The organism is Streptomyces yongxingensis, assembly GCF_055597465.1.
In genome coordinates, this window is sequence record NZ_CM145717.1 from 1,535,284 (window position 1) to 1,556,837 (window position 21,554).

The 21,554-nt window shown below is 73.4% G+C and carries 14 protein-coding genes; 12 read left to right on the plus strand and 2 right to left on the minus strand.

Annotation, left to right across the window (positions count from 1 at the left end; genetic code table 11):
- Nucleotides 1-18 precede the first annotated feature (18 nt).
- Both ACZ6TD_RS06120 and ACZ6TD_RS06125 read right to left on the minus strand, forming a co-directional pair.
- Nucleotides 19-6,381 carry an SDR family NAD(P)-dependent oxidoreductase gene (locus tag ACZ6TD_RS06120; protein ID WP_471351416.1) on the minus strand — a complete coding sequence of 2,121 codons (6,363 nt, stop codon included), beginning with the start codon at nucleotides 6,379-6,381 and terminating at the stop codon, nucleotides 19-21.
- Between the two features lie 81 nt (nucleotides 6,382-6,462).
- Nucleotides 6,463-7,809, minus strand: a complete 1,347-nt coding sequence (locus ACZ6TD_RS06125) for a beta-ketoacyl-[acyl-carrier-protein] synthase family protein (protein WP_471351417.1) — start codon at nucleotides 7,807-7,809, stop codon at nucleotides 6,463-6,465.
- Between the two features lie 523 nt (nucleotides 7,810-8,332).
- On the opposite strand from ACZ6TD_RS06125, the gene ACZ6TD_RS06130 reads away from it, so the two are divergent.
- The 12 genes from ACZ6TD_RS06130 (at nucleotide 8,333) to ACZ6TD_RS06185 (ending at nucleotide 21,427) form a co-directional block, all read left to right on the plus strand.
- Nucleotides 8,333-8,824, plus strand: coding sequence for an Lrp/AsnC family transcriptional regulator (locus tag ACZ6TD_RS06130; protein WP_471351418.1), 492 nt, complete (start codon nucleotides 8,333-8,335; stop codon nucleotides 8,822-8,824).
- A 134-nt stretch (nucleotides 8,825-8,958) separates the two neighbouring features.
- Nucleotides 8,959-9,768 (plus strand): dimethylargininase, encoded by an 810-nt coding sequence (gene ddaH, locus ACZ6TD_RS06135; RefSeq protein ID WP_137981510.1) that lies wholly within the window; start codon nucleotides 8,959-8,961, stop codon nucleotides 9,766-9,768.
- Nucleotides 9,768-11,054 (plus strand): ornithine--oxo-acid transaminase, encoded by a 1,287-nt coding sequence (gene rocD, locus ACZ6TD_RS06140; protein WP_471351419.1) that lies wholly within the window; start codon nucleotides 9,768-9,770, stop codon nucleotides 11,052-11,054. The genes ddaH and rocD overlap by 1 nt, the downstream gene beginning before the upstream one ends.
- Before the next feature lie 310 nt (nucleotides 11,055-11,364).
- Nucleotides 11,365-11,961 carry a hypothetical protein gene (locus ACZ6TD_RS06145; RefSeq protein WP_471351421.1) on the plus strand — a complete coding sequence of 199 codons (597 nt, stop codon included), beginning with the start codon at nucleotides 11,365-11,367 and terminating at the stop codon, nucleotides 11,959-11,961.
- 77 nt (nucleotides 11,962-12,038) lie between these two features.
- Nucleotides 12,039-14,375, plus strand: coding sequence for an aminodeoxychorismate synthase component I (pabB, locus tag ACZ6TD_RS06150; RefSeq protein WP_471351422.1), 2,337 nt, complete (start codon nucleotides 12,039-12,041; stop codon nucleotides 14,373-14,375).
- Nucleotides 14,372-15,964 carry an AMP-binding protein gene (locus tag ACZ6TD_RS06155; RefSeq protein WP_471351424.1) on the plus strand — a complete coding sequence of 531 codons (1,593 nt, stop codon included), beginning with the start codon at nucleotides 14,372-14,374 and terminating at the stop codon, nucleotides 15,962-15,964. The genes pabB and ACZ6TD_RS06155 overlap by 4 nt, the downstream gene beginning before the upstream one ends.
- Nucleotides 15,965-16,038: 74 nt before the next feature.
- Nucleotides 16,039-17,628 carry a class I adenylate-forming enzyme family protein gene (locus ACZ6TD_RS06160; RefSeq protein WP_471351426.1) on the plus strand — a complete coding sequence of 530 codons (1,590 nt, stop codon included), beginning with the start codon at nucleotides 16,039-16,041 and terminating at the stop codon, nucleotides 17,626-17,628.
- 1 nt (nucleotide 17,629) lies between these two features.
- Entirely contained in the window at nucleotides 17,630-18,844 is a 1,215-nt protein-coding gene (locus ACZ6TD_RS06165) for an FAD-dependent monooxygenase (RefSeq protein WP_471351427.1), read from the plus strand.
- A 142-nt stretch (nucleotides 18,845-18,986) separates the two neighbouring features.
- Nucleotides 18,987-19,820, plus strand: a complete 834-nt coding sequence (locus ACZ6TD_RS06170) for an aminotransferase class IV (RefSeq protein ID WP_471351428.1) — start codon at nucleotides 18,987-18,989, stop codon at nucleotides 19,818-19,820.
- 73 nt (nucleotides 19,821-19,893) lie between these two features.
- The gene (locus tag ACZ6TD_RS06175) at nucleotides 19,894-20,391 is read left to right on the plus strand and encodes a carboxymuconolactone decarboxylase family protein (protein WP_164430651.1); all 498 of its coding nucleotides are present in this window, start codon (nucleotides 19,894-19,896) and stop codon (nucleotides 20,389-20,391) included.
- Nucleotides 20,392-20,445: 54 nt separating this feature from the next.
- Entirely contained in the window at nucleotides 20,446-21,060 is a 615-nt protein-coding gene (locus tag ACZ6TD_RS06180; RefSeq protein WP_471351430.1) for an Rv1733c family protein, read from the plus strand.
- Nucleotides 21,061-21,136: 76 nt separating this feature from the next.
- The gene (locus ACZ6TD_RS06185) at nucleotides 21,137-21,427 is read left to right on the plus strand and encodes a DUF1876 domain-containing protein (protein WP_470006922.1); all 291 of its coding nucleotides are present in this window, start codon (nucleotides 21,137-21,139) and stop codon (nucleotides 21,425-21,427) included.
- Nucleotides 21,428-21,554: the final 127 nt, after the last annotated feature.

Consider the following 21,554-nt stretch of genomic DNA (forward strand, 5'->3'; position numbering starts at 1 on the left):
AGCCATCCCGCGGTCCCGTCAGCCCGGGGCGCCCAGCCGCTCCTCCGGCCGGTCGGCCGGGTCCGGCTCCAGCTGCTGGGCGAGCCCGGCGGCCAGGGCCTCCACGGTCGGATGCCGCCAGACGAAGTTGCCCGCGAGCTTGATGCCCAGCCCCGTCTCCAGCCGCACCCGCAGTTCCATGGCGAGCAGCGAGTCGAAGCCCAGTGACTTGAGCGGGGTCCGCGGATCGAGGGTGGTGCTGCTGAGCCGCAGCACGGCTCGGATGTGCTCGGTCAGATAGGACTCCAGCGCGGTGCGGCGGGCCGGACCGGCGGGGAGTGCGGCCAGCCGGCCGCGGATGTCGTCGGTGCTCTCCCGGGTGGCCGCCGGGGTGTCGTCGCCGGGGAGGAGCGGGGCGAACAGGGAGGACCGGCGGCCGGTGGCGGGGATCCAGGTGGCGGGTTCGCCGGGGATCACCCCGGTCTGCACCCGCCGATGGGCCAGCAGGGTGCCGAGCGCGCGGAGCCCCTCGTCCGTGGGGATCGTCTGGTAGCCGCGTTCGGCGAAGCCGGTGGCCACTCCGGTCTCGCCCCACGGGCCCCAGTTGACCGCGAGGGTGGGCAGCCCGCGCGCCGAGCGCCAGGCGGCGAAGCCGTCCAGCCAGGCGTTGGCGGCCGCGTAGGCGCCCTGTCCGGCGTTGCCGAGCAGGGAGGCCATCGAGGAGTACACCGCGAACCAGTCGAGCCGGTGTCCCTCGGTGGCCCGGTGCAGCCGCCACGCCCCGGTGGCCTTCGGCGCCCATACGCGGCGCAGCTGGTCCTCGCGGATGTTGGCCACGGCCGCGTCGTCGAGGACCATCGCGGAGTGGACGACGCCGTGCAGCGACGCCCCCTCGTCGGCGGTGGCGGCGGCCACCAGCCGCTCGGCCGTGTCGGGGCGGGCGATGTCGCCGGTGACGACGGTGATCCTGGTGCCGGCGGCGGAGAGTTCGGCGAGCGTCCGCGCGGCGGCGCCGACCGGTGCGGTCCGTCCGTTGAGCACCAGGTGGCCCGCGCCCCGCCCGGCCAGCCAGCGGGCGGTGGCCAGTCCGAGGCCGCGCAGACCGCCGGTGACGATGTACGTCCCGCCGTCGCGCACCGTGCGCGGTCCGTCGGGCAGCACCGCGTCGACCTGGCCTTCCTGCGGGATGGTCAGCACCAGTTTGCCGATGTGGCGGGCGCCGGCCATCCGCCGGAACGCGTCGGTGACCTCCGCGAGCGGATAGGTGGTGCAGCGCAGTGGCTTGAGACGGCCCTCGCCGATCGCGGTGAGCACCTCGCGCAGCATCGCCGCGTACTCCCGCGGGCGGTCCAGCTGGAGCTCCCTGAGGTCCACGGTGGAGAAGGTGATGTTGTGGCGCAGCGGGGAGAGTCCGAGCGGGGCGTCGGAGAGGATGTCGCGGACGCCGAGTTCGACGAAGCGGCCGAAGGGGCGCAGACACTCGAGACCGGCCCGGATGGCGGCTCCGGAGAGGGAGTTGAGCACCACGTCGACGCCCTCGCCTCCGGTGGCCTCCATGACCTCGTCGCGGAAGTCCAGCGACCGCGAGTCCATCACCCGGGCGATGCCCATCCCGCGCAGGAAGCGCCGCTTCTCCTCGCTGCCCGCCGTGGCCAGCACCTCGGCGCCCAGCAGCCGGGCCACCGCGATGGCGGCCAGCCCGGTGCCGCCGGTGGCCGAGTGGATCAGCACCCGCTCCCCCGCGGCCACCCGGCCGATGTGGCGCAGCGCGTACCAGGCGGTGAGGAACGCGATCGGCAGGCCGGCGGCGGTGTGCGGGTCCAGGCCCTCGGGGAGGGGCGCGGTGCGGTCGGCGGGGACGACGGTGAACGATCCGAAGGCGCCGCCGTGCACATCGGCGGCCACCACCCGGTCACCGGCGCGGAGGTGGTCGACACCGGGCCCCACCGCGCTCACCTCGCCCGCGCATTCGAAGCCGAGCCGGTAGCGGATGTCCTCGTCACCGGGGAGCAGGCCCATGGCGGTGAGGACGTCACGGAAGTTCAGGCCCGCGGCGAGCACCCGCAGTTCCACCTCACCGGGTCCGGGCGGGCGGCGGGGGGTGGTGGTGAGCTCCAGGCTGCCGAGGTCGCCGAGGCGGCCGGCGCGCAGCCGGAAGCCGTCGGTGCCGCAGCGCACGGTGCGGGCGGCGGCGGTGGTGCGCTCGGTGTCGGTGAGGGGCGCGTGGTCCAGTTCGGCGGTGTAGCGGGCTCCGTCGCGCAGCGCGATCTCGTCCTCGGGGCCGTCGGCGAGGAGTTCGGCGGCGAGAGTGTCCGCGAGCTGGTCCGGGGCGGCCGGGTCGGTGTCCACCGAGGTGGCCCGCAGCTCGGGGTGTTCCAGGGCGAGCACCCGCAGGAGTCCGCGGAGCGCGCTCTGTCCGGGGTCGGCCAGGTCGCCGGGGGTCACGGTGCGGGCGCCTGAGGTGGCGGCGTAGAGGCGGGGCGGTTCGGGGAAGCGGGCGGTGAGTGCCTGGGCGGCGGCGAGCAGCCGGCGGGTGCGGCGCAGTCCGTCCTCCGCGCCGCCCTGGGCGGGGTGCGGGCCGCAGACGAACACCACGGCGCGCGGCGGTTCCCCGGGGCGGGTGAGCCGGTTGGTGAGGGCGTCGCGGAACGCGTCGAGCCCCTGGTCGGCCAGCGGCACGTCCCACACCCGGGCGGTGGCGCCGGCGGCGCGCAGGGCGGCGGCCACCGGGCGGGCGGTGCCGTCCCCCTCTCCGACGACCAGCCACCGTCCCGGGGGCCGGGTGGCCGGGGGCCGGGCGGCGCGCCGCCAGCCGACCTCGAGGAACCACTGGTCGACCTCGGCCGTCCGCTCCGCGGCCCGGTGGACGATGCGCAGCCCGTCGACGGCCAGGACCGGCCGGCCGTCCGCGTCGAGCAGGCGGACGTGGCCGACGGTGGCGCCGGGGGTGGTCTCGGCCAGGCGGGCGTGGCAGTACACGGCGGTCTCGGGGTCGCCGAGGACGCGTACGCATCGCATCCGCGCGGGCAGCAGCAGCCGCCGGTCGCCCTCGTCGAGCAGTCCGGCGGTGAGGAGTTGCGCGCACAGGTCGACCAGGACGGGGTGGACGCGCAGCCCGTGCCCGGGCTCGCGGGCGGCCTCGGGGATCCGCACCCGGGCCCAGAAGCTGTCGCCGTGGCGGGAGGCGGACATCTCGGTGATGCCCTGGAACGCCGGTCCGTGTGCCACGCCACGGCCCCGCAGATTGGCGTAGAGCGCTTCGGCCTCGATGGGCGCGGGGTGGCGCAGGGCGAGGGTACGGATCGAGGCGGCGCGGGAGCGGGGCGGTACGGCGAGTCTGCGGAGCACCGCGGTGGCCTGCCGCGCCCAGGCGCCGTCCTCGTCGCGTCCGAAGATCTCGCATTCGGCGCGGTCGGTGGCGGCGAGGGTCACCGTGGTGGACAGGTCGGTGTGGTCGGCGAGCCGCAGCAGTTCGCGGAAGCGCAGATCGGTGACCTCGACCTCCTCGGGCCCGGCGCCGAACACCTCACAGGCGGCGGTGAGCGCGAGGGCGTAGGAGGCCGCGCCGGGCAGGACGGGGGCACCGTGCACCCGGTGGTCGTCGAGCCAGGGCAGGGCCGCGGTGCCGGTGCGGGCGCGCCAGAAGTGGCGGACGGGTTCGCCGGGCACTTCGAGGTGCGCGCCGGGCAGCCCGGCGGCCGAGGCGGTGTCAGTGGGTGCGGGGAGCGGGGCATCGGCCCAGTGGCGGGTGCGGTCGAAGGTGATGGGTGGTACGTCGGCGAGTGCGGCGTCCGCGTACAGCACGGACCAGTCGACGGGCACGCCCGCGCAGTGCAGCGCGGCCAGATGGGTCCTCAAGGTGGTCGGCTCGTCCGCCTCGCGGCGGAGTGTGGGCAGGACGACGGGGTCCTCCACCAGACCGGCGAGACCGGCCAGGACGGGGTGGGTGATGACCGGGTGGGGGGAGATCTCGACGTACACCAGGTGGCGGTCGGCCGCGGCGGCGGCGACGGCCGCGGAGAACCGGACCGGGTGGCGAAGATTGGCGCACCAGTAGTCGGCGTCGAAGGCGGGCGGGGTGTGCGGATCGTCCAGGACGGTGGTGTAGAAGGGCACCTCCGGGCGCCGGGGTTCGAGGTCGGCGAGGGCGGTGCGCAGATCGGCCAGGAGCGGGTCCACCTGGGGCGAGTGCGAGGCGACGTCCACGGCGATCAGCGCGGCGGGGACGGAGCGGGCCTGCCAGCCGGCGACGAGCCGTTCGACGTGTGCGGTGTCCCCGGCCACCACGGTGGAGCCGGGTGCGGCCACGACGGCCACGGTGACGGCTTCGGCGGCGCCGCCGCTGTCGAGTTCGGCCTGTACCTCGTCGGCGCCGAGACCGACCGTGGCCATGGCGCCGTTTCCGGCGACGCGGGTGAGCAGCGCGGAGCGGCGGCAGATCACCTTGGCCCCGTCGGCAAGGGAGAGCGCCCCCGCCGCCACGGCGGCGGCGACCTCGCCCATGGAGTGGCCGATGACCCCGGCGGGCTCCACGCCGTGGGCGCGCCAGGTGGCGGCGAGCGCGGTCTGGAGGGCGAACAGCACGGGCTGCACCCGGCCGCAGCCGGTCACCGGCGCACCGCGGCGGACGATGTCGAGCACGGAGAATCCGGACTCGGCGGCGATGAGGGTGTCGGCCTCGGCGAGCGCCTCGGCGAAGGCCGGTTCGGTCTCCAGCAGCCGCCGTCCCATGCCGGGCCACTGGGAGCCCTGTCCGGAGAACACCCAGATCGGCCGGCGGGAGACCGCGGCCCCCACGGCGCCGGTGACCACGGCGGGGTGGGTCTGACCGTCGGCGAACGCCCGCAAGGCGCCGACGAGTTCGGCGCGCGAGGCGGTGGTGACGCCGAGCCGCCCGCGTCCGGCGCCCCGGCGCAGCGCCAGGGTGTGGGCGATGTCGCGCAGCGGGGTGTCCGCGCCGTCGCCCTCCAGCCAGTCCGCCATCCGGCGGGCGGCGCCGGGCAGCGCGGCCGGGGAGCCGGCGGGGACGAGGAACACCTGTGGAACGGCGCGGGCGGCGGGCCGGGGCGGGGCCGGTGTGGGGCGGGGCGCGGGTGCGGGCGGTTGTTCCAGGACCACATGGGCGTTGGTCCCGGAGAAGCCGAAGGAGGACACGGCGGCCAGCCGGGGGCCGGTCCGCACCGGCCAGCGGGTGAGCTCGCGGGGGATGAAGAAGCGGGTTCCCTCGGCGGCGATGGCCGGATTCCACCGGGTGAAGTGCAGATTGGGCGGGATGTGTCCACGGCCCAGGCACAGCACGGCCTTGATCAGCCCGGTGACACCGGCGGCGGGCTCCAGATGGCCCAGGTTGGTCTTGACCGAAGCCAGGGCGCAGCGGTCGCGGCCGGTGCCGTAGACCTGGGCGAGACTGGTGAATTCGACCGGGTCGCCGACGGGGGTGCCGGTGCCGTGGGCCTCGACCATGCCGACGTCGGCGGGATCCACCCCGGCGCGGGCGAGCGCCTCCTCGTACAGGGCGCGCTGGGCGGCGGCCGAGGGCGCGGCGAGCCCGTCGGAGTGGCCGTCCTGGTTGACGGCCGAGCCGCGCAGCACGGCCAGGATCCGGTCCCCGTCGCGCAGGGCGTCGGTGAGGCGTTTGAGGACGACGATGCCGCAGCCCTCGCCGCGGACGAAGCCGTCGGCGGCGGCGTCGAAGGCGTGGCAGTGGCCGGTGTGCGAGAGCATGCCCATCCGGTCGAACGAGCGGGTGATCCGCGGCTCGAACATCAGGGTGACCCCGCCGGCCAGGGCCAGATCGCACTCCCCCGCGCGCAGCGCCTGGACGGCCAGGTGGACGGCGACCAGGGACGACGAGCACGCGGTGTCCAGGGCCACCGACGGGCCGTGGAGGCCGAGGAGGTAGGAGATCCGGCCGGTGGCGACGCAGTGCCCGTTGGCCAGGGCGGAGCCCTCCAGCTCGCGGGGGTGCCGGTCGAGCCGGTTCATGTAGTCGTTGTAGCTGAGCCCGGCGAAGACGCCGGTGGCGGTGGAGCCGAGCCGGTCCGGTGGCATTCCGGCGTGTTCCAGGGCCTCCCAGGCCACTTCCAGCAGCAGCCGGTGCTGGGGGTCGAGGACGTCGGCCTCGCGTCCGGAGACGCCGAAGAAGTCGGCGTCGAATCCGGATACATCGCGCAGATATCCGCCGCGGACGGGCGGCGCGGACGCGGTCCGGGCGGTCGTGGCGGGGTCGGCCGCCCAGAGGGCGGCGCGCTCGGCAGACGGTTCGCCGACGGCGTCGCGTCCGTCGGCCAGCAGCCGCCACAGGGCGGCGGGTGAGTCGATGTCACCGGGGAGCCGGCAGCCCATGCCGACGATGGCGATGCGGCCGGGGGAACGGCCGGGGGCAGGAGTGTGCTGACGCATCGGGGTCTCCGTGGGTGGTGCCCGGCCCGGGGTGGGGGCCGTGAGGGGCCGTGGGGTGGAGATCGCCGCGGGGGTACGGACTCAGGTGGCGTCCGGGCCGCCCAGCAGCATCGCGTGCTTCACACCACCGATCTGGTAGTTGAAGCTGAGCGCGTAGTCGAAATCCAGGGGACGGGTGCGGGTGCCGGGGACAGGGTCGAAGGGGAGCCCGTCCGCGGGCTGTTCGCAGTTGGCGGTGGGGCACACCTCGCCGAACTCCAACATCATCAGGGTCAGGGCGAGGCCGAGGCAGCCGGAGGCTGATCCGTGGTGGCCGAAGCATCCCTCCTGGGAGGACATCAGCACGGTGGAGTCGGGGCCGTACAGCTCACGGATGGCGTTGGCCTCCAGAGCGGTGACGACCGCGTCGCCGTCGCTCGAGCCGTTGACGTACGGCACCTGCTCGATCCGCCAACGGTCGCCGAGGCACAGGCGTACGGCCCTGACAAGCTGAGCGCCGGAGTCGTCGGCGGTGAGCGGATTGGCCAGGCCGTCCCGGGTCATGGCGGTCGCGAGCACCTGGCCGTAGACGTGGGCGCCGCGCCGTTGGGCGTGTTCCCTGCTCTCCAGGATGACGGTGGCGGATCCCTCCCCGTGGTTGATGCAGTCCGCGTGCCGATCGTAGGGCCGCATCAGGGAGTCGAAGGACGGCAGCGGTTCTGGCATTCCGACGGCGCCCATCGCCTCGAAGGCGTGCTTGGCGCCGTGCAGCAGCCGCTGACCCTTCTGGATGATGTCGACGCTGAAGACGTCGACGCCGGTCACCACCGCGAGGTCGGTCTCGCCGGTCGCGATGAGCCGACGGGCGTTGGCGATCTGCACGGCGCCGGACGAGCATCCGCAGGACACGGTGAAGCAGGGGCCGACGGTGCGGGTCAGCGCGCCCTGGACGACGGCGACGTCGGAGGGCGACGCGGCCTGTTCGACCGCGACGAGCATCTCCAGGATGTCGAGGGCGGTGGCGGAGTCGGGGTCGACGCCGAGCAGGGTGAGATAGCTGTCCACATTGGCGTCCACGCTGCCGCGGCCGACGAGCACGGCCGCCTCGCCCAGATCACCCGCGGCCACGTCCAGTTCGGCGTCGGCACACGCCTCGACGAGGGAGACCAGACCGTAGCGATGGGCGTTGGTGTAGTGGCGGGAGAAGAATTCGGGGATGTCGGGGAGTCGTTCCTCGAACTGCTCGGCACTGAGGCAGACCGAGCCGAAGTGGATGTCCTGGCGGTCGAGGACGGTGCGGCCGTGGGAGGCGATGTCCCACACCTGGGCCGCGGTGAAGACGGGTTCGGCGCCGCCCGGGAGGCAGAAACCCAGGCCGGTGACGACGGCGTCCCGTGGGTTTCCGCGGCCCCCGGGGGCCGGGCGGGGTGGGTGCCGGCGCGGGCTCACGACGCCCTGCCGGATCTGAGGAGGGTCATGACGGTGGTCCCTTTCGCTCACACCGGAGTACGGGGCCGCCGGTCGGGCGAGTCGCCGAATGCACGGTGGACCGCCGGTGTTCCGGAATCGGTTCATGGTGAATTCGGCGCGGGCGGCGCGGCGTTGGACGTACTCGAAGCCTTTCCCGTTGGCTGGTGAGTCGTCTCCGTCGGGAGAGCCACTCATCGTCCGGAAAGGACAGGTGGAATAGTTGACGCTACGCCTGGGAGGACCGGGCCGGTAGGTGGTGTCGTATCACCGCGGTGGATTGGGCCGTTCCGGCGCACCGCCCTTGTACCCCCGGAGCCCATACCGCGCGACCCCGGAGAAAAGGGGGCTCGTGCCCCGGTTCACGCCCCCTCTTGTGGAATCTTTCTGAAAGAGCGTAGAGAAAAAGACGCCTCAGGCAACACTCAATGAGTACGGGGCGGTTTTGAGCGCGGGGAAGAGGCCCCTCCACACAGGGGGCGAAAGACGCAAAGGATGATAGACGATGACACATCAGTCCGTACCGTTCGACGACCTGGACCGCAAAATCGTTGCGGCGCTGGTCGCCAACGCCAGGACCAGCTTCACGGAGATCGGCGCCACGATCGGGCTCTCGGCCTCCGCGGTCAAGCGCCGCGTCGACCGGATGCGGGAGACCGATGTGATCACCGGCTTCACCACCACCGTGCGCCCGGCCGCCCTCGGCTGGCGGACCGAGGCGTATGTGGAGGTGTACTGCGACAGCGCCGCGCCACCCCGGCGCCTCGCGGAGGTCGTGCGCAACTATCCGGAGATCATCGCGGCCATGACGGTGACCGGCGGCGCGGACGCCCTGCTGCATGTCATGGCCACCGACGTAGAGCATTTCGAGGAGGTGCTGGAGCGCATCCGGGCCGAGCCCTTCGTCCGCCAGACGATCAGCTACATGGTGCTGTCGCACCTGCTCACGGGCAGTGCGGAGGCCGGCGCGGCCCCTCCCGCGACCGCTGCGCAATGAACCGCCGCGAACCGGCCTCCGCACGCAGCATCGGTGCGCCGACACGCAGTTTTCTTTCCTTGTCTCCCCTCTCCTCCGCTTTCTACCGTTGATTCATCCCCCCGGTCGCCCGCGGAAGCGAGAGGAATCCTCCGTTGCCCCTTACGCGTGTGCCGCGCCCCAGGCGCTTCCTGACCTGTGCCCCCAGATATTTCGATGTGCGGTATGCCATCAATCCCTGGATGCGTGAGGACACGGAGGTCGACACCGACCTCGCCCAGGCGCAATGGGAGACGCTGATCCGCGCCTACCGCGACCACGGCCATCGGGTCGAATTCATCGAGCCGGTGGCGGGACTGCCGGATATGGTGTTCGCGGCGAACTCGGCCCTCGTCCTGGAGGGCCGGGTCTTCGGCTCGCGATTCCACGCACCGCAGCGCCGGCCGGAACAGCTCGCCTACGAACGGTGGTTCAAGGCGGCGGGGTTCGACGTCCATCCGCCGGAGTCGGTGTGCGAGGGCGAGGGCGACCTGGTGCCGGCCGGGCCCTACGTCCTGGCCGGGACCGGCTTCCGCACCACCCGGGCGGCCCATCAGGAGGTGCAGGAGTTCTTCGGGGTGCCGACCATCAGCCTGCTGCTGGTGGACCCGTACTTCTACCACCTGGACACCGCGCTGTTCGTCCTCGACGACCGGAACATCGCGTACTACCCGGAGGCGTTCTCCCCCGGCAGCCGTGAGGTGCTGGGGCGGCTCTACCCCGACGCGCTGATCGCCACCCGCGACGACGCCATGGCCTTCGGGCTCAACTCCGTCTCCGACGGCCGCCACGTCTTCGTCGCGCCCCGGGCCACCGGGCTCATCGACCAGCTCACCGACCGCGGTTACGTCCCCGTCCCCGTCGACCTGTCGGAACTGCACAAGGCCGGCGGGGGCATCAAGTGCTGCACACAGGAGATCCGCTGATGACCGCCACCACCCCCACCGCCTCCGGTGCCACCGCCCCCGACTCCACCGCCTCCGGTTCCGGCTCGGCCGCGGCGAAGGGCGCCGCTCGCTCCTCGCGGGAGCTGATCCGCGCCGAGGAGACCTCGCTCGCGCACAACTACCACCCGCTGCCCGTGGTCGTCGCCCGCGCCGAGGGCTGCTGGGTCCGGGACGTCGAGGGGCGCCGCTATCTGGACATGCTGGCCGGGTACTCCGCCCTCAACTTCGGCCACCGCCACCCGGCGCTGATCGAGGCCGCGCACCGCCAGCTCGACCAGCTCACGCTGACCTCGCGGGCCTTCCACAACGACCGGCTGGCCGGGTTCGCCGAGGGGGTGGCGGAGCTCACCGGGCTCTCCATGGTGCTGCCGATGAACACCGGCGCGGAGGCGGTGGAGAGCGGCATCAAGGTGGCCCGCAAGTGGGCGTACGAGGTGAAGGGCGTCGCCCCGGACCAGGCCACCATCGTGGTGGCGGCCGACAACTTCCACGGCCGTACGACGACGATCGTCGGATTCTCCACCGACCCCGTGGCCCGCGACGGCTTCGGCCCCTATTCCCCGGGCTTCCGCGTCGTGCCGTACAACGACCTCGCGGCGCTGGAGGCCGCCGTCGACGAGACCACGGCGGCGGTCCTCATCGAGCCCATCCAGGGCGAGGCGGGCGTGGTCATCCCCGATGACGGCTATCTGCGCGGGGTGCGCGAGCTGACCCGGCGCACTGGGACGCTGTTCATCGCCGATGAGATCCAGTCCGGTCTGGGCCGCACCGGCACCACCCTGGCCGTCGAGCACGAGTCGGTGATGCCGGATGTGCTGCTGCTCGGCAAGGCGCTGGGCGGCGGCATCGTGCCGGTGTCGGCGGTGGTGGCCGACCGTGCGGTGCTCGGGGTGCTGCGCCCCGGTGAGCACGGCTCCACCTTCGGCGGCAATCCACTGGCCGCGGCGGTCGGCTCGGCCGTGGTCGATCTGCTGCGGACCGGTGAATTCCAGTGCCGTGCACGGGAGTTGGGCGAGGTGCTGAAGGACGGGCTGGCCGCGCTGACCGGCAAGGGCGTCGTGGGCTACCGCTGCCGCGGGCTGTGGGCGGGCGTCGATGTGGACCCCTCGCTCGGCACCGGCCGGCAGGTGAGCGAGCGGCTGATGGCCGAGGGGATCCTGGTCAAGGACACCCATGGCTCGACGATCCGTCTGGCACCGCCGCTGACCATCACCGGTGAGGAGCTGGAGGGGGCGCTGGCGGCGCTGGAGAAGGTACTCGGCTGACCGAAGCTCACCGAGCTGATCGAGCGATCGAGCTCATCGAAACCACGAAGCGCCGGACCGCATTACGTTTCATACGGCCCGGCGCTTCCTCATGTTCAATCCCGCTCGGAGATTCTTTATCGGCGGCCCCGCCGCGGCCCCGCCAGAACCCCGAACCGTAGGTAACGCCCAGGTCACGGCGACCTTTCCGAGTTTTTATGTACGTTGTTGAGCATTCCACTGTTCCCGATCGCACGGTGTGGAACACTTCGTGTCATCTCGCCGGACACAACAGGCGAAGGTAACGGCGCGGAAAGGAGTTGCGGCTGGAGTGGACAGTGAACCGGTCACGGTGACTGCCGCATACCGGGTGGACCCCGGCCGCGAAAGCGAGTTCTATGCCTGGGCGATCGAGATGCTCAATGCCGCGGCAAGCCTTCCGGGATATCTCGGAGGCGGGGTGATGGGATCCGGTTCGACCTCCTCGGAGTGGCACGTCCTCTACCGGTTCGAGGCGGAAGGCCCGGCTCGGGCATGGGATTCCTCGCTGGAGCGCGCACGATTGGCGTCCCGTACCGGGTCCTTCGTCCAGGAAAAGGGAACACAGCGCACCTCGGGACTGGAGAACTGGTTCAAAGGGCCGGTGCGGCCGCTGCCGCCACCGCCCAAATGGAAGCTGTGGCTGGTGAATCTGAGCGCGGTCTTCCCTCCGGTTCTCATCTTCAATGTGCTGGTGATCCCGTTCATCAAGGACGCCAATTTCCTGCTGCGGACCCTGGCCTTGTGTCTCGGTGTGACCGCGATGGTGACCTGGCTGGTCATGCCACGGCTGCAGCGGCTTCTGAAGAAGTGGCTCTACCCGCCACTTCAGTCGATACGAGGACGTCACAGGCGGATGGCGGCCGACGGCCCACGGGCTCGCCGGTAGGTGAGCGGGCGCCGCGGCCCGAGGACCGGGACGGGTGATACCCGGTCGGTTTTCTCATCGCAAGGAGGCAAATCCGGATGGAATCGCTGAGGACACTCCTCGTCGATCATTACGACTCGTACACGTACAACCTCTTTCATCTGCTGACCGAGGTCAACGGCGAGGAACCGGAGGTGCTTCTGCATGACGCGCCGGAGTGCGCGGACATCGATCTCTCCGCATTCGACAACATCGTGCTCTCCCCCGGCCCCGGCCATCCGGCGGATCCCCGGGACTTCGGCGCCACCGCCCGGCTGATCGAGCGGTCGCCCATCCCCGTGCTGGGGGTGTGCCTGGGGCACCAGGGGATCGCGCTCGGCGCGCAGGCGCGGGTGGTGTCCGCGCCCGAGCCCAAGCACGGGCATCTGTCGCGGATCAAACACGGCGGGCGCGGGCTGTTCCGCGGCCTTCCGCAGGACTTCACGGCCGTGCGCTATCACTCGCTGTGCGTGGCCGAGCCGCTGCCGCTGGGGCTCCAGGGCATCGCCTGGTCCGAGGACGGTGTGCTGATGGGGCTGCGGCACCGGGCCCGTCCGCTGTGGGGCGTCCAGTTCCACCCGGAGTCGGTGCTGACCGGATACGGCCACCGCATGCTCAGCAACTTCCGCGATCTGACCGTCGAGCACGCCAACGGCGAGTCGGTGACCTCCACCGTGACCCCCGCCTCCGCCGAGGAGCCGCGCCGCGCCCGTACGGCGGCCAAGGCCAAGACGACCGCGGCGGCCAAGGCCAAGGTGACCGCGGCGGGCACCGCGCCGGACTCCCCGCCCACCCGCGAAGCGGACTCCCGAGACCCCCGAACGGAGCTCGCGCGACCCGCCCCCGAGAAGCGGGTCCCGGCGCAGACGCCCCCGGACGGCCCCGTCTACCGGCTGCACGCCCGGTGGCTGGCCGACGCCACCGACACCGAGGCGGCCTTCACCCGGCTGTACGCCGAGGCGCCGCACGCGTTCTGGCTCGACAGCTCGCGCGCCGAGTCCGGCGAGGCCCGCTTCTCCTTCCTCGGGGACGGCACGGGCCCGCTCGCCGAGTTCGTCCGCTACGACACCGACACCGGCGTGTGCGAGGTCGAGCGGTCGGGAGGGCCCGCCGTCCGGGTCGAGGGCAGCGTCTTCGACTACCTCAAGCGGGAGCTGACCCGCCGCCGGATCAAGGCCCCCGACCTGCCCTTCGACTTCACCGGCGGCTATGTGGGCTACTTCGGCTACGAACTCAAGGCCGACTGCGGCTTCCCCAACCGCCACCGGGCCTCCACCCCGGACGCCTGCTGGCTCTTCGCCGACCGGTTCGTCGCCGTCGACCACCAGGAGGGCGTCACCTACATCTGCTGCCTCGCCGAGGACACCCCCGACGGCCACCGGGAGGCGAAGGACTGGCTGGACACCACCGTGACCGTGCTCAGCGGGGTGCCGACGCTCACCGGGCCCGCCCCGCAACCGCCCGCCCTCCCCACCACGGCCGCCGTGGAGCCCTGGCTGGTGCGGGACCGGGAGCGGTATCTGGCCTCGATCGAGGCATGTCTGCGGGAGCTGCGCGCCGGGGTCAGCTACGAGATCTGCCTGACCAACTCCGCCTGGCTGCCCGCCCCGAGCGACTCCTACGCCTTCTACCGGGCCCTGCGGCGGTTCAACCCGGCGCCGTACGCCGCCTATCTGCGGTTCGACGGCACCGATGTGGCCTGCGCCTCCCCCGAGCGCTTTCTGCGCATCACCTCCGAGGGCACCGCCGAGGCCAAGCCGATCAAGGGCACCGCCCCGCGCGGCCAGAACCCGGAGAAGGACGCGCGGGCGCTGGCCGCCCTCGCCTCCAGCCCCAAGGCCCGCGCGGAGAACCTGATGATCGTGGACCTGCTCCGCAACGACCTGGGGCGGGTGTGCGCGTCGGGCAGTGTGTATGTGCCGCGGCTGATGAACACCGAGACCTACGCCACCGTCCACCAGTTGGTCTCCACCGTGCGCGGCCGGCTGCGCCCGGAGACCACCTCCGTCGACTGCGTCCGGGCCTGCTTCCCGGGCGGCTCCATGACCGGCGCGCCCAAGACCCGCACCCTGGAGATCATCGACTCGCTGGAGACCGAGGCCCGCGGTGTGTACTCCGGCGCGCTCGGCTACCTCAGCTGCAATGGCGCGGCCGACCTCAACATCGTCATCCGCACGGCCGTGTTCACCGGCGGCCGGATGCACATCGGCGCGGGCGGCGCCATCGTTCTCGATTCCGATCCGGCCGAGGAGTACGAGGAGATGCTGCTGAAGACCGCCGCCACCATGCGCGCCTACCAGGCCGTGGAGCCCGCGTCCGGCGGGGAGATCGGCGATCTGCTGGTGGCCGCCGCCGTGGCGCCGCCCGCTCCCGCGGCGAAGGAGCTCGGCCGGTGACGGCCGTGTCGGTGTCCGCCCCGCCCCTGCCCGCCGGGCCCACGGTCGCGGCCAATGTGGCCGCGCATCTCGCGGCGCTCGCGGACCGCCGCGGCTGGTCCGTCCGGACCGCCTTCCTCGAGGGCCACCGGGTCTGGACCCACGGCGAGGTCCACGACCGCGCCGAGCGCGCGGCCACCGTGCTGGCGGGCCGGGGGGTGGCGGCCGGTGACCGGGTGCTGCTGGCTCTGCCCGACGGCATCATGTGGGTGACCACGTTTCTGGCCGCCGCCCGGCTGGGCGCCGTGGCGGTGCTGGTCAACCCCGCGCTCACCGCGGACGACCACCGCTACATGGCCGAGGACTCGCGCGCCGCGCTGGCCGTCTCCGGCCCCGATCTCCAGGACCACTTCGACGGCGTCCCCTGGCTGGGCGCCGACCAGTTGTCGGCCCTGACCGGCCCGCCCGCCACGCTGGGCTCGGCGGCCCCGGCCCCGGCGGCCGAGCCGGTGACGGCCGCCACCCCGCTGTACGTCCAGTACACCTCCGGGACCACCGGCCGCCCCAAGGCGGTAGTCCACAGCCATGGCGATGTGGCCGCCTATCACGACCTGGTCGGGCAGGAGGTGCTGGACGTCGGCCCGGCGGACGTGTCGTTCTCGGTGTCCAAACTGTTCTACGCCTACGGCTTCGGGAACGCCTTCGCCTTCCCCCTCTTCTCGGGGTCGGCCGCGGTGCTCACCGCGGACCGCCCCGGCCCTGCCCTCATCGACGACCTCGTGGCCCGGCACCGGGTGACCCTGCTGTACTCGGTGCCGTCCTCGTACGCCGCCCTGGTGGACGAGCGCGGCACCGGCCACACGGCCTGCTTCGCCACCGTCCGCGCCGCGGTCAGCGCCGGCGAGGGGCTGCCGCCCGCCCTCGGCGAGCGAGTCGGTGAGCTGCTCGGCGCACCGGTGCTGGAGCAGATCGGCTCCACCGAGGCGGGCCACGCCTTCTGCGCCAACACGGTGTGGGACAACGTCCCCGGCACCCTCGGCCGTCCGGTGCCCCACTTCGAGCTGGAGCTGCGGGACGGCGGGGGCGCGGTGGTGGCGGACGGCGCGGACGGCTCGGCCGAGGGCGAGCTGTGGGTGCGGGGCCCGACGGTGGTCACCGGCCGCCCGGAGGACGGCGGTTGGCTCGCCACCCGGGACCGGGCCCGGCGCGAGCGCGACGGGACCTATCGCCATCTGGGCCGGGTGGACGACCTGGAGATGGTCGGTGGGATCACCGTGTCGCCGCTGGAGGTCGAGGAGGTGCTGCGGCAGCACCCGTCGGTGCGGGAGGTGGCGGTGGCGGCCGTCCCCGACGAGCGGGGCGCGACCCGGCTGCGCGCCTATGTCGTACCGGCGGCGCACCCGGGTGGCCGGGCGGCCCACCCGGACGGCTCGGGCGACCCGGGCGGCCCGGCGGTGGACCAGGAGATGCTGACGGCCGATCTGATCGCGCTGGCCCGGCGGCGTCTCGCCGCCTACAAGGCGCCGCGCACCGTGCGCCTGGTGGCCTCGCTGCCGCGCACCCCGACGGGAAAGCTGCGGCGCCATGTCGTCCGCACCGGCCGCTGGTGACGGGTCAAACCGGCTTGCCGGCCGCGCCCGAGCGCGCGGCCCCCTGACCGACTTCGAACGATGAGGACCTCGATATGTTGCAGCGGCTTCTCCCCGAGCGCGGGTTCTATCTGGGGCTGATGTTCCAGGAGGCTGCGGCCCGGCACGGCAGGGTCAGGGTGACCCTGGACCGGCCACTGGACGTCGCCCCCGACGCCGGTACCGACCTCTGCTACACCGAACTGGCCGATCTGATCGACGACCTGGCCGCCCGGCTGTGGTCGGCGGGGGTCCGCCCGAGTGAGCATGTGGCGATCCTCAAGGGCGACAACGTCGACATCGTGCTGCTGACCTGTGCCGTCTCCCGGATCGGCGCCGTCCCGGCGCTGCTGTCGCCCTCACTGGACGGGCAGGTGGCCGCGGTGCTGCTGGACCGGCTGCACGCCCCCTGGCTGATCACCGACCGGGCGACGCTCACGTCCACGCTGAGCACGGTGGACACCACCCTGGCCAGGGGCGTGCTGACGGTGGACGAGGGGCCCGGGAACACCATCGCGCTGGCCGCCCTCGCCGGGGTGCCGCGCCGCCCGGCCATCCGGCTCCACCCCCGGGAGCCCTCGCTGATCACCCACAGCTCGGGGACCACCGGCCTACCGAAGCTGGCCGTGCACTGCCCGCACACCATGTGGAACCGGCTGGTGCCCCAGCAGGCGCTCGGCCGGGCCACCCGCGGGGAGGCGGCCGCGCTGCACATGTCGTTCGTCCACTCCCGCTTCTACCATCTGCTGGGCGTACTGCTGCACTTCGGCAGCCCGCTGCTGCTGCTCGTCGACCCCGACCCGGCCCACGCCGGCCCGCTGCTGGCGGCGCACCGCCCCGGCATCGTGGAGACGCATCCCAACACCTATGTGCTGTGGGAGGACCTGGCCGACGCGCCGAACGGCCCGCTGTCCAACGTCCGGGCGTACGGCTCCACGTTCGACGCCATTCACCCCCGGACGGTGCGGCGGCTGCTCGCCGCGTCCCGGCGCCGCGACCCCCGGCTGATGCAGTTGTACGGGCAGAGCGAGACCGGGCCCATCGCCTTCGGCTGGTACACCCGGCGGGGCGCGGACCGGGTGGCGGCCCGGCGGGTGGGCACCGGCATCCCGGGGTTCACCCGGATCCGGGTGGTGGACGAGCGGGGCCGCACGTGCCCGCCGGGTGCGACGGGGGCCATCGAGGCCCGCACCCGCGGCCGGATCCTCACCTATCTCGGCGCGCCGGAGAGTTACGCCCGGCAGGTGGACCGGGGCTGGTGGCGGATGGGCGACATGGGTTACCGCGACCGGTGGGGCGCGCTGTATCTGCTGGACCGCGAGGTGGACCAGATCTCCACCGTGGACAGCACGCTGGAGGTGGAGGACGAGCTGCTGTCGCGGTTCGCCGACCTGCGGGAAGTGATCATCGTCCACGGCCCGGGGCGCGAGCCGGTACCGGTGGTGTGCACCCGGGGGAACCAGCCGCTGGACCCCGACAGCTGGCGGCGGGCGACCGAGGATCTCCCGGCGCTGGCCGAGCCGGTGCAGTGCCGCTTCGAGGATCTGCCGCGCACCGCCACCTGGAAGATCAAGCGGCTGGAGATCGCCCGGCAGCTCGCCGCGGGTGAGCTGCCCACCCTGTCCACCGCACCGGTCGGTGGCTGACATGGCGGCGGGTAAGGACGGCGGCCCGGTTCTGGTGGTGGGCGCCGGGCCGGTCGGGATGACGGCGGCGCTCGCCCTGCGCGCCGCCGGGCTGCCGGTCCTGGTGCTGGAGGCCGGGGCGCGGGACCGGGTGCGGCCGGGGAGCCGCGCGCTGTTCGTCCACCGGCGGTCGCTGCGGCTGCTGGAGCGGGCCCGCCCGGGGCTGGGCGCGCGGATCGCGGCGTACGGAACCACCTGGCGCACCCGGCGCACCCTCTACCGCGGCCGCGAGGTGTTCGCGCAGACCTTTCCGCGGGCCTCCGGGGACGGGGCCGCGGCCCTGCCCGCGTTCACCAGCCTGCGTCAGGTGGACACCGAGCGGTTCCTCCACGAGGCGTGTGCGGAGGCCGGCGTGGAGTTCCGCTTCGACGCCGAGGTGAACGAGGTGCGCGCGGAGGGCGACGAGGTGACGGTGACCGACAGGGCCGGCGCGAGCTGGACGGCCGGCCATGTCATCGCCGCCGACGGGGCCCGTTCGGGGGTGCGCACGGCGCTGGGCATCCCGCTGGAGGGCACCCGGTCCGATGGCTACCACGTGGTCGTGGACGTGGCGGATCCGCCCGGCGGGGACCTGCCGGTCGAGCGGGTCTTCCACTACGAGCACCCGGGCACCGGCGGCCGCACCGTGCTGCGGGTGCCGTTCACCGGGGGCTTCCAGATCGATCTGCAGTGCTGCGCGGACGATCCCCCGGAGTCCTTCGGCACCGAGAAGGCGGCGCGCCGCTGGCTGCCCCGGCTGGTGGGCGAGGACTGCGCCCACCGGGTGCTGTGGGTGTCGCGGTACCACTTCCTGCGCAAGGTCGCCGCGTCGTTCGCGGACCCGTCCGGCCGGGTGCTGCTGGCGGGCGAGGCGGCGCATCTGTTCCCGCCCTTCGGGGCCCGCGGGATGAACAGCGGGATCGCGGACGCCGTCGCGGCGGCGGAGGCGGTGTCGGCGGCATGCTCCGAGCCATCGCGGGGACCCGCAACGGTGGCCGGGTACGCCTCCGCCCGCCGGAGCGCGGCCCTCTACAACAGCGAGGCCGCCGGAGCGGCCCTGGACCATCTGCGGCCCCGGCCGTGGAAGCGGGCGACCCAGCGCGCGGCGGCCGCCCTGTCCCCGGTGGTCCCCCGCTGCGGGGAGTGGCTGGAACGCGCCCCCTACGGCCCCCGTGGTGGCCCGGCGCGCGGCTATTGACCGGCAATCCAGCGAGCGCGGCTAGGAATCCGGCCGGACAACGGAACAGCGGAACAGCGGAACGCGGACGTAAGACATCGGGGCAGCACGGCATCGGACATCGGGACATCGAGCGCATCGGGACGGAGACGTGGAAGCGGACATGGTCGCCACACAGAACATCGGTCACGCCGACGCCTCGGACCAGAAGCAGTGGACGCTGATGTGGCGCGAGGACGGCGGGCTGATGCCCTCCCGGGCGGTGCCGGACAGCGCGCTGCTGGCCGCCGACTCCTGGCTGGTCGACGACGGGCGGGTGCGCGGTCTCGACCGCCACCGCCGCCGGTTCGTCGCCGCGTGCGTCGAGGCGAGCGGCGACTCCCCCGCCCGGATCGAGAGCTTCTGGCGCGACGCGGTCGCCGCCCTGCCCCGCACCGAGCGCTGGTTCCCACGGGTCGAGCTGGCCGGTCCGGAACCGGCCCGGCTGTTCCTGCGGGTCCGGCCCGCGCCGCCGCGGACGGTCAATGTGACCGTGTGCCTGACCGAGGAGTTCGACCCGCGGTCGCATCCCCGCCGCACCGGCCCCGACCTCTCCCTCCTGGCGCATCTGCGGGAGCGGGCGGCCGCCCGCGGCGCACAGGAGCTGCTGCTCACCACCCCCTCCGGGCTGGTGCTGGAGGGCACGGCGGCGAGCGTCCTGTGGTGGGAGGACGACGTGCTGTGCCTGCCGCCCCCGGAGCTTCCGCTGCTGGCGGGTGTGACCTCGGCCCTGATCCAGGACCGGGCGGCCGAGCTGGGCGTCCGCACCGAGCACCGCCGCCGCACCGTGCAGGAGCTGGACGGCCGTGAGGTGTGGCTGGTCAACGCGGTGCACGGGATCCGCCCGGTGACCGCGTGGCTGGGCCGCCCGCTGCGGGCGGGCCCGGCGCTGCGCGCCGCCTCCTGGCAGACCTGGCTCGACGGCGTTCCCGACCCCCTGACTGCCCCGACCCCCTGACTGCCCCGATCCCCTGACTGCCCCGATCCCCTGATTGCCCCGATCCCGTGATCGCGACGAACGGAGTTCACCGATGACGACGACCACCCCGGCCCGCACCACCGCCCGGCTGGACCTGAAGGGCCTCGCCCCCGAGGTGTCCGCCGCGATGGGCGAGCTGCACCGGGCGGCGGTGCGGGCCGCCCGGGCGGCGGGGGTCGAGCCCGAGCTGCTGGAGCTGGTCAGGATCCGTGCCTCGCAGCTCAACGGCTGCGCCTTCTGCCTGGACATGCACACCAAGGACGCCCGCGCCCAGGGCGAGACCGAGCAGCGGATCCACACCCTCGCCGCCTGGCGGGAGACCCCGTTCTTCACCGAGCGGGAGCGGGCCGCGCTCGCGCTGACCGAGGCGGTGACCTCGATCCAGGACGGCCACGTGCCGGACGAGGTCTACGCGGCCGTCCGCGAGGTCTTCGACGAACCGCAGGTGGCGGCCGTGATCTGGGCCGCCGTCGTGATCAACGCCTACAACCGCACGGCGATCAGCGCGCGGATGGTGCCCGGTGCCTATCAGCCCGCCCCGCGCACCTGACCCCGACGCTCGCGCGACCGCGCGCCGACGTCAGCACTCGCTGGAGGCCAGACCATGAACACCCACGGACCGCGACGCGTATTCGGGCCGCGTCCGCCCCTGCTCAAGCGTCCGGCCAGGGGGCCCAACCCGCTGCGCCGCCGGACGGACCGGATCCAGACCTGGTGCACGGTGCTGTTCGTGCTGATCCTCGTGGTCGGGCTGCCGGCCGCCGCGATCAGCGCGGGGTACGCGGCACACGCCTCCCAGATGCGCGTCGTGGCCGCCGAGACCTCGGCCCGGCACCAGATCACCGCACGGCTCGCCGATGCCACACCCGGCCCGGCCCACAGCGATGTGCGGGAGCCACGGCAGGCGCGGGTGCGCTGGGTCGCCGACGACGGTGAGCGCCGTACGGGCACCGCCACGGTGGCGGGCGACGGCGGCTCGGGGGACGAGGTACGGGTCTGGGTGAACCGCGAGGGCGCCCTGGCGCAGCCGCCCTCCTCCCCCTCGACCGCGCGGACCATGGGCTGGTTCACGGGCTGTATCACCGCGGCGACGGTGGCCGCGCTCACGTTCACGGGGCGGGCCCGGGTCCGGCGGGCCCTGGACCGCCGGCGGTACGCACGATGGGAGGCAGAGTGGAAGGTGGTGGAACCCGCGTGGTCCGGCAGGAACCGCCGCTGAGCGGGTTCCGGCCGCCGCCGCGGGGCCCGGCCGCCTCTGGCGCCAGAGGCGGCCGCCGGAAGGTGAGGAGCAGATCATGTCGCACACAGTGGAGTGGAAGGTCCATCTCTACCTCTCCGAGGACGAGGGGCGGACCAGGGCGCGGGTGGAGCTGGACACCGGGTCCACGGCGCTCACCGGCCGGGGACTGGCCCGGTGCAACCCGGACGACGAGGACGTGCCCGTGATCGGCGATGAGCTCGCGGCCGGGCGGGCGCTCAGCGATCTGGGGCAGCAGCTGGTGCGGGCCGCCGAGCACGACCTGGAGAGCGTGGGCGCGCCCCCGGCCTCGCGCAGGCCACGGCCCGGCTACGGCTGGATCGCCTGAGGGACCGCCCCCACACAGTCGGCGCGACCGCCGTACGGGTCGCGCGGAGGGGAGTCACGCCCAGCGCCGGGCGGGCCCGGCCGCACCCCGGACTCCCGGATCAGCGCCGGCCATTATTTATGAATAC

Bases quoted from the DNA above. Each gene is read 5' to 3' on its own strand.
- ACZ6TD_RS06165 (WP_471351427.1), top strand. From the start codon at position 17,630: ATGGCGGCGGGTAAGGACGGCGGCCCGGTTCTGGTGGTGGGCGCCGGG.
- rocD (WP_471351419.1), top strand. From the start codon at position 9,768: ATGACCGCCACCACCCCCACCGCCTCCGGTGCCACCGCCCCCGACTCC.
- ACZ6TD_RS06160 (WP_471351426.1), top strand. From the start codon at position 16,039: ATGTTGCAGCGGCTTCTCCCCGAGCGCGGGTTCTATCTGGGGCTGATG.
- ACZ6TD_RS06175 (WP_164430651.1), top strand. From the start codon at position 19,894: ATGACGACGACCACCCCGGCCCGCACCACCGCCCGGCTGGACCTGAAG.
- ACZ6TD_RS06130 (WP_471351418.1), top strand. From the start codon at position 8,333: ATGACACATCAGTCCGTACCGTTCGACGACCTGGACCGCAAAATCGTT.
- ACZ6TD_RS06185 (WP_470006922.1), top strand. From the start codon at position 21,137: ATGTCGCACACAGTGGAGTGGAAGGTCCATCTCTACCTCTCCGAGGAC.
- ACZ6TD_RS06120 (WP_471351416.1), bottom strand. From the start codon at position 6,381: ATGCGTCAGCACACTCCTGCCCCCGGCCGTTCCCCCGGCCGCATCGCC.
- ACZ6TD_RS06170 (WP_471351428.1), top strand. From the start codon at position 18,987: ATGGTCGCCACACAGAACATCGGTCACGCCGACGCCTCGGACCAGAAG.
- pabB (WP_471351422.1), top strand. From the start codon at position 12,039: ATGGAATCGCTGAGGACACTCCTCGTCGATCATTACGACTCGTACACG.
- ACZ6TD_RS06180 (WP_471351430.1), top strand. From the start codon at position 20,446: ATGAACACCCACGGACCGCGACGCGTATTCGGGCCGCGTCCGCCCCTG.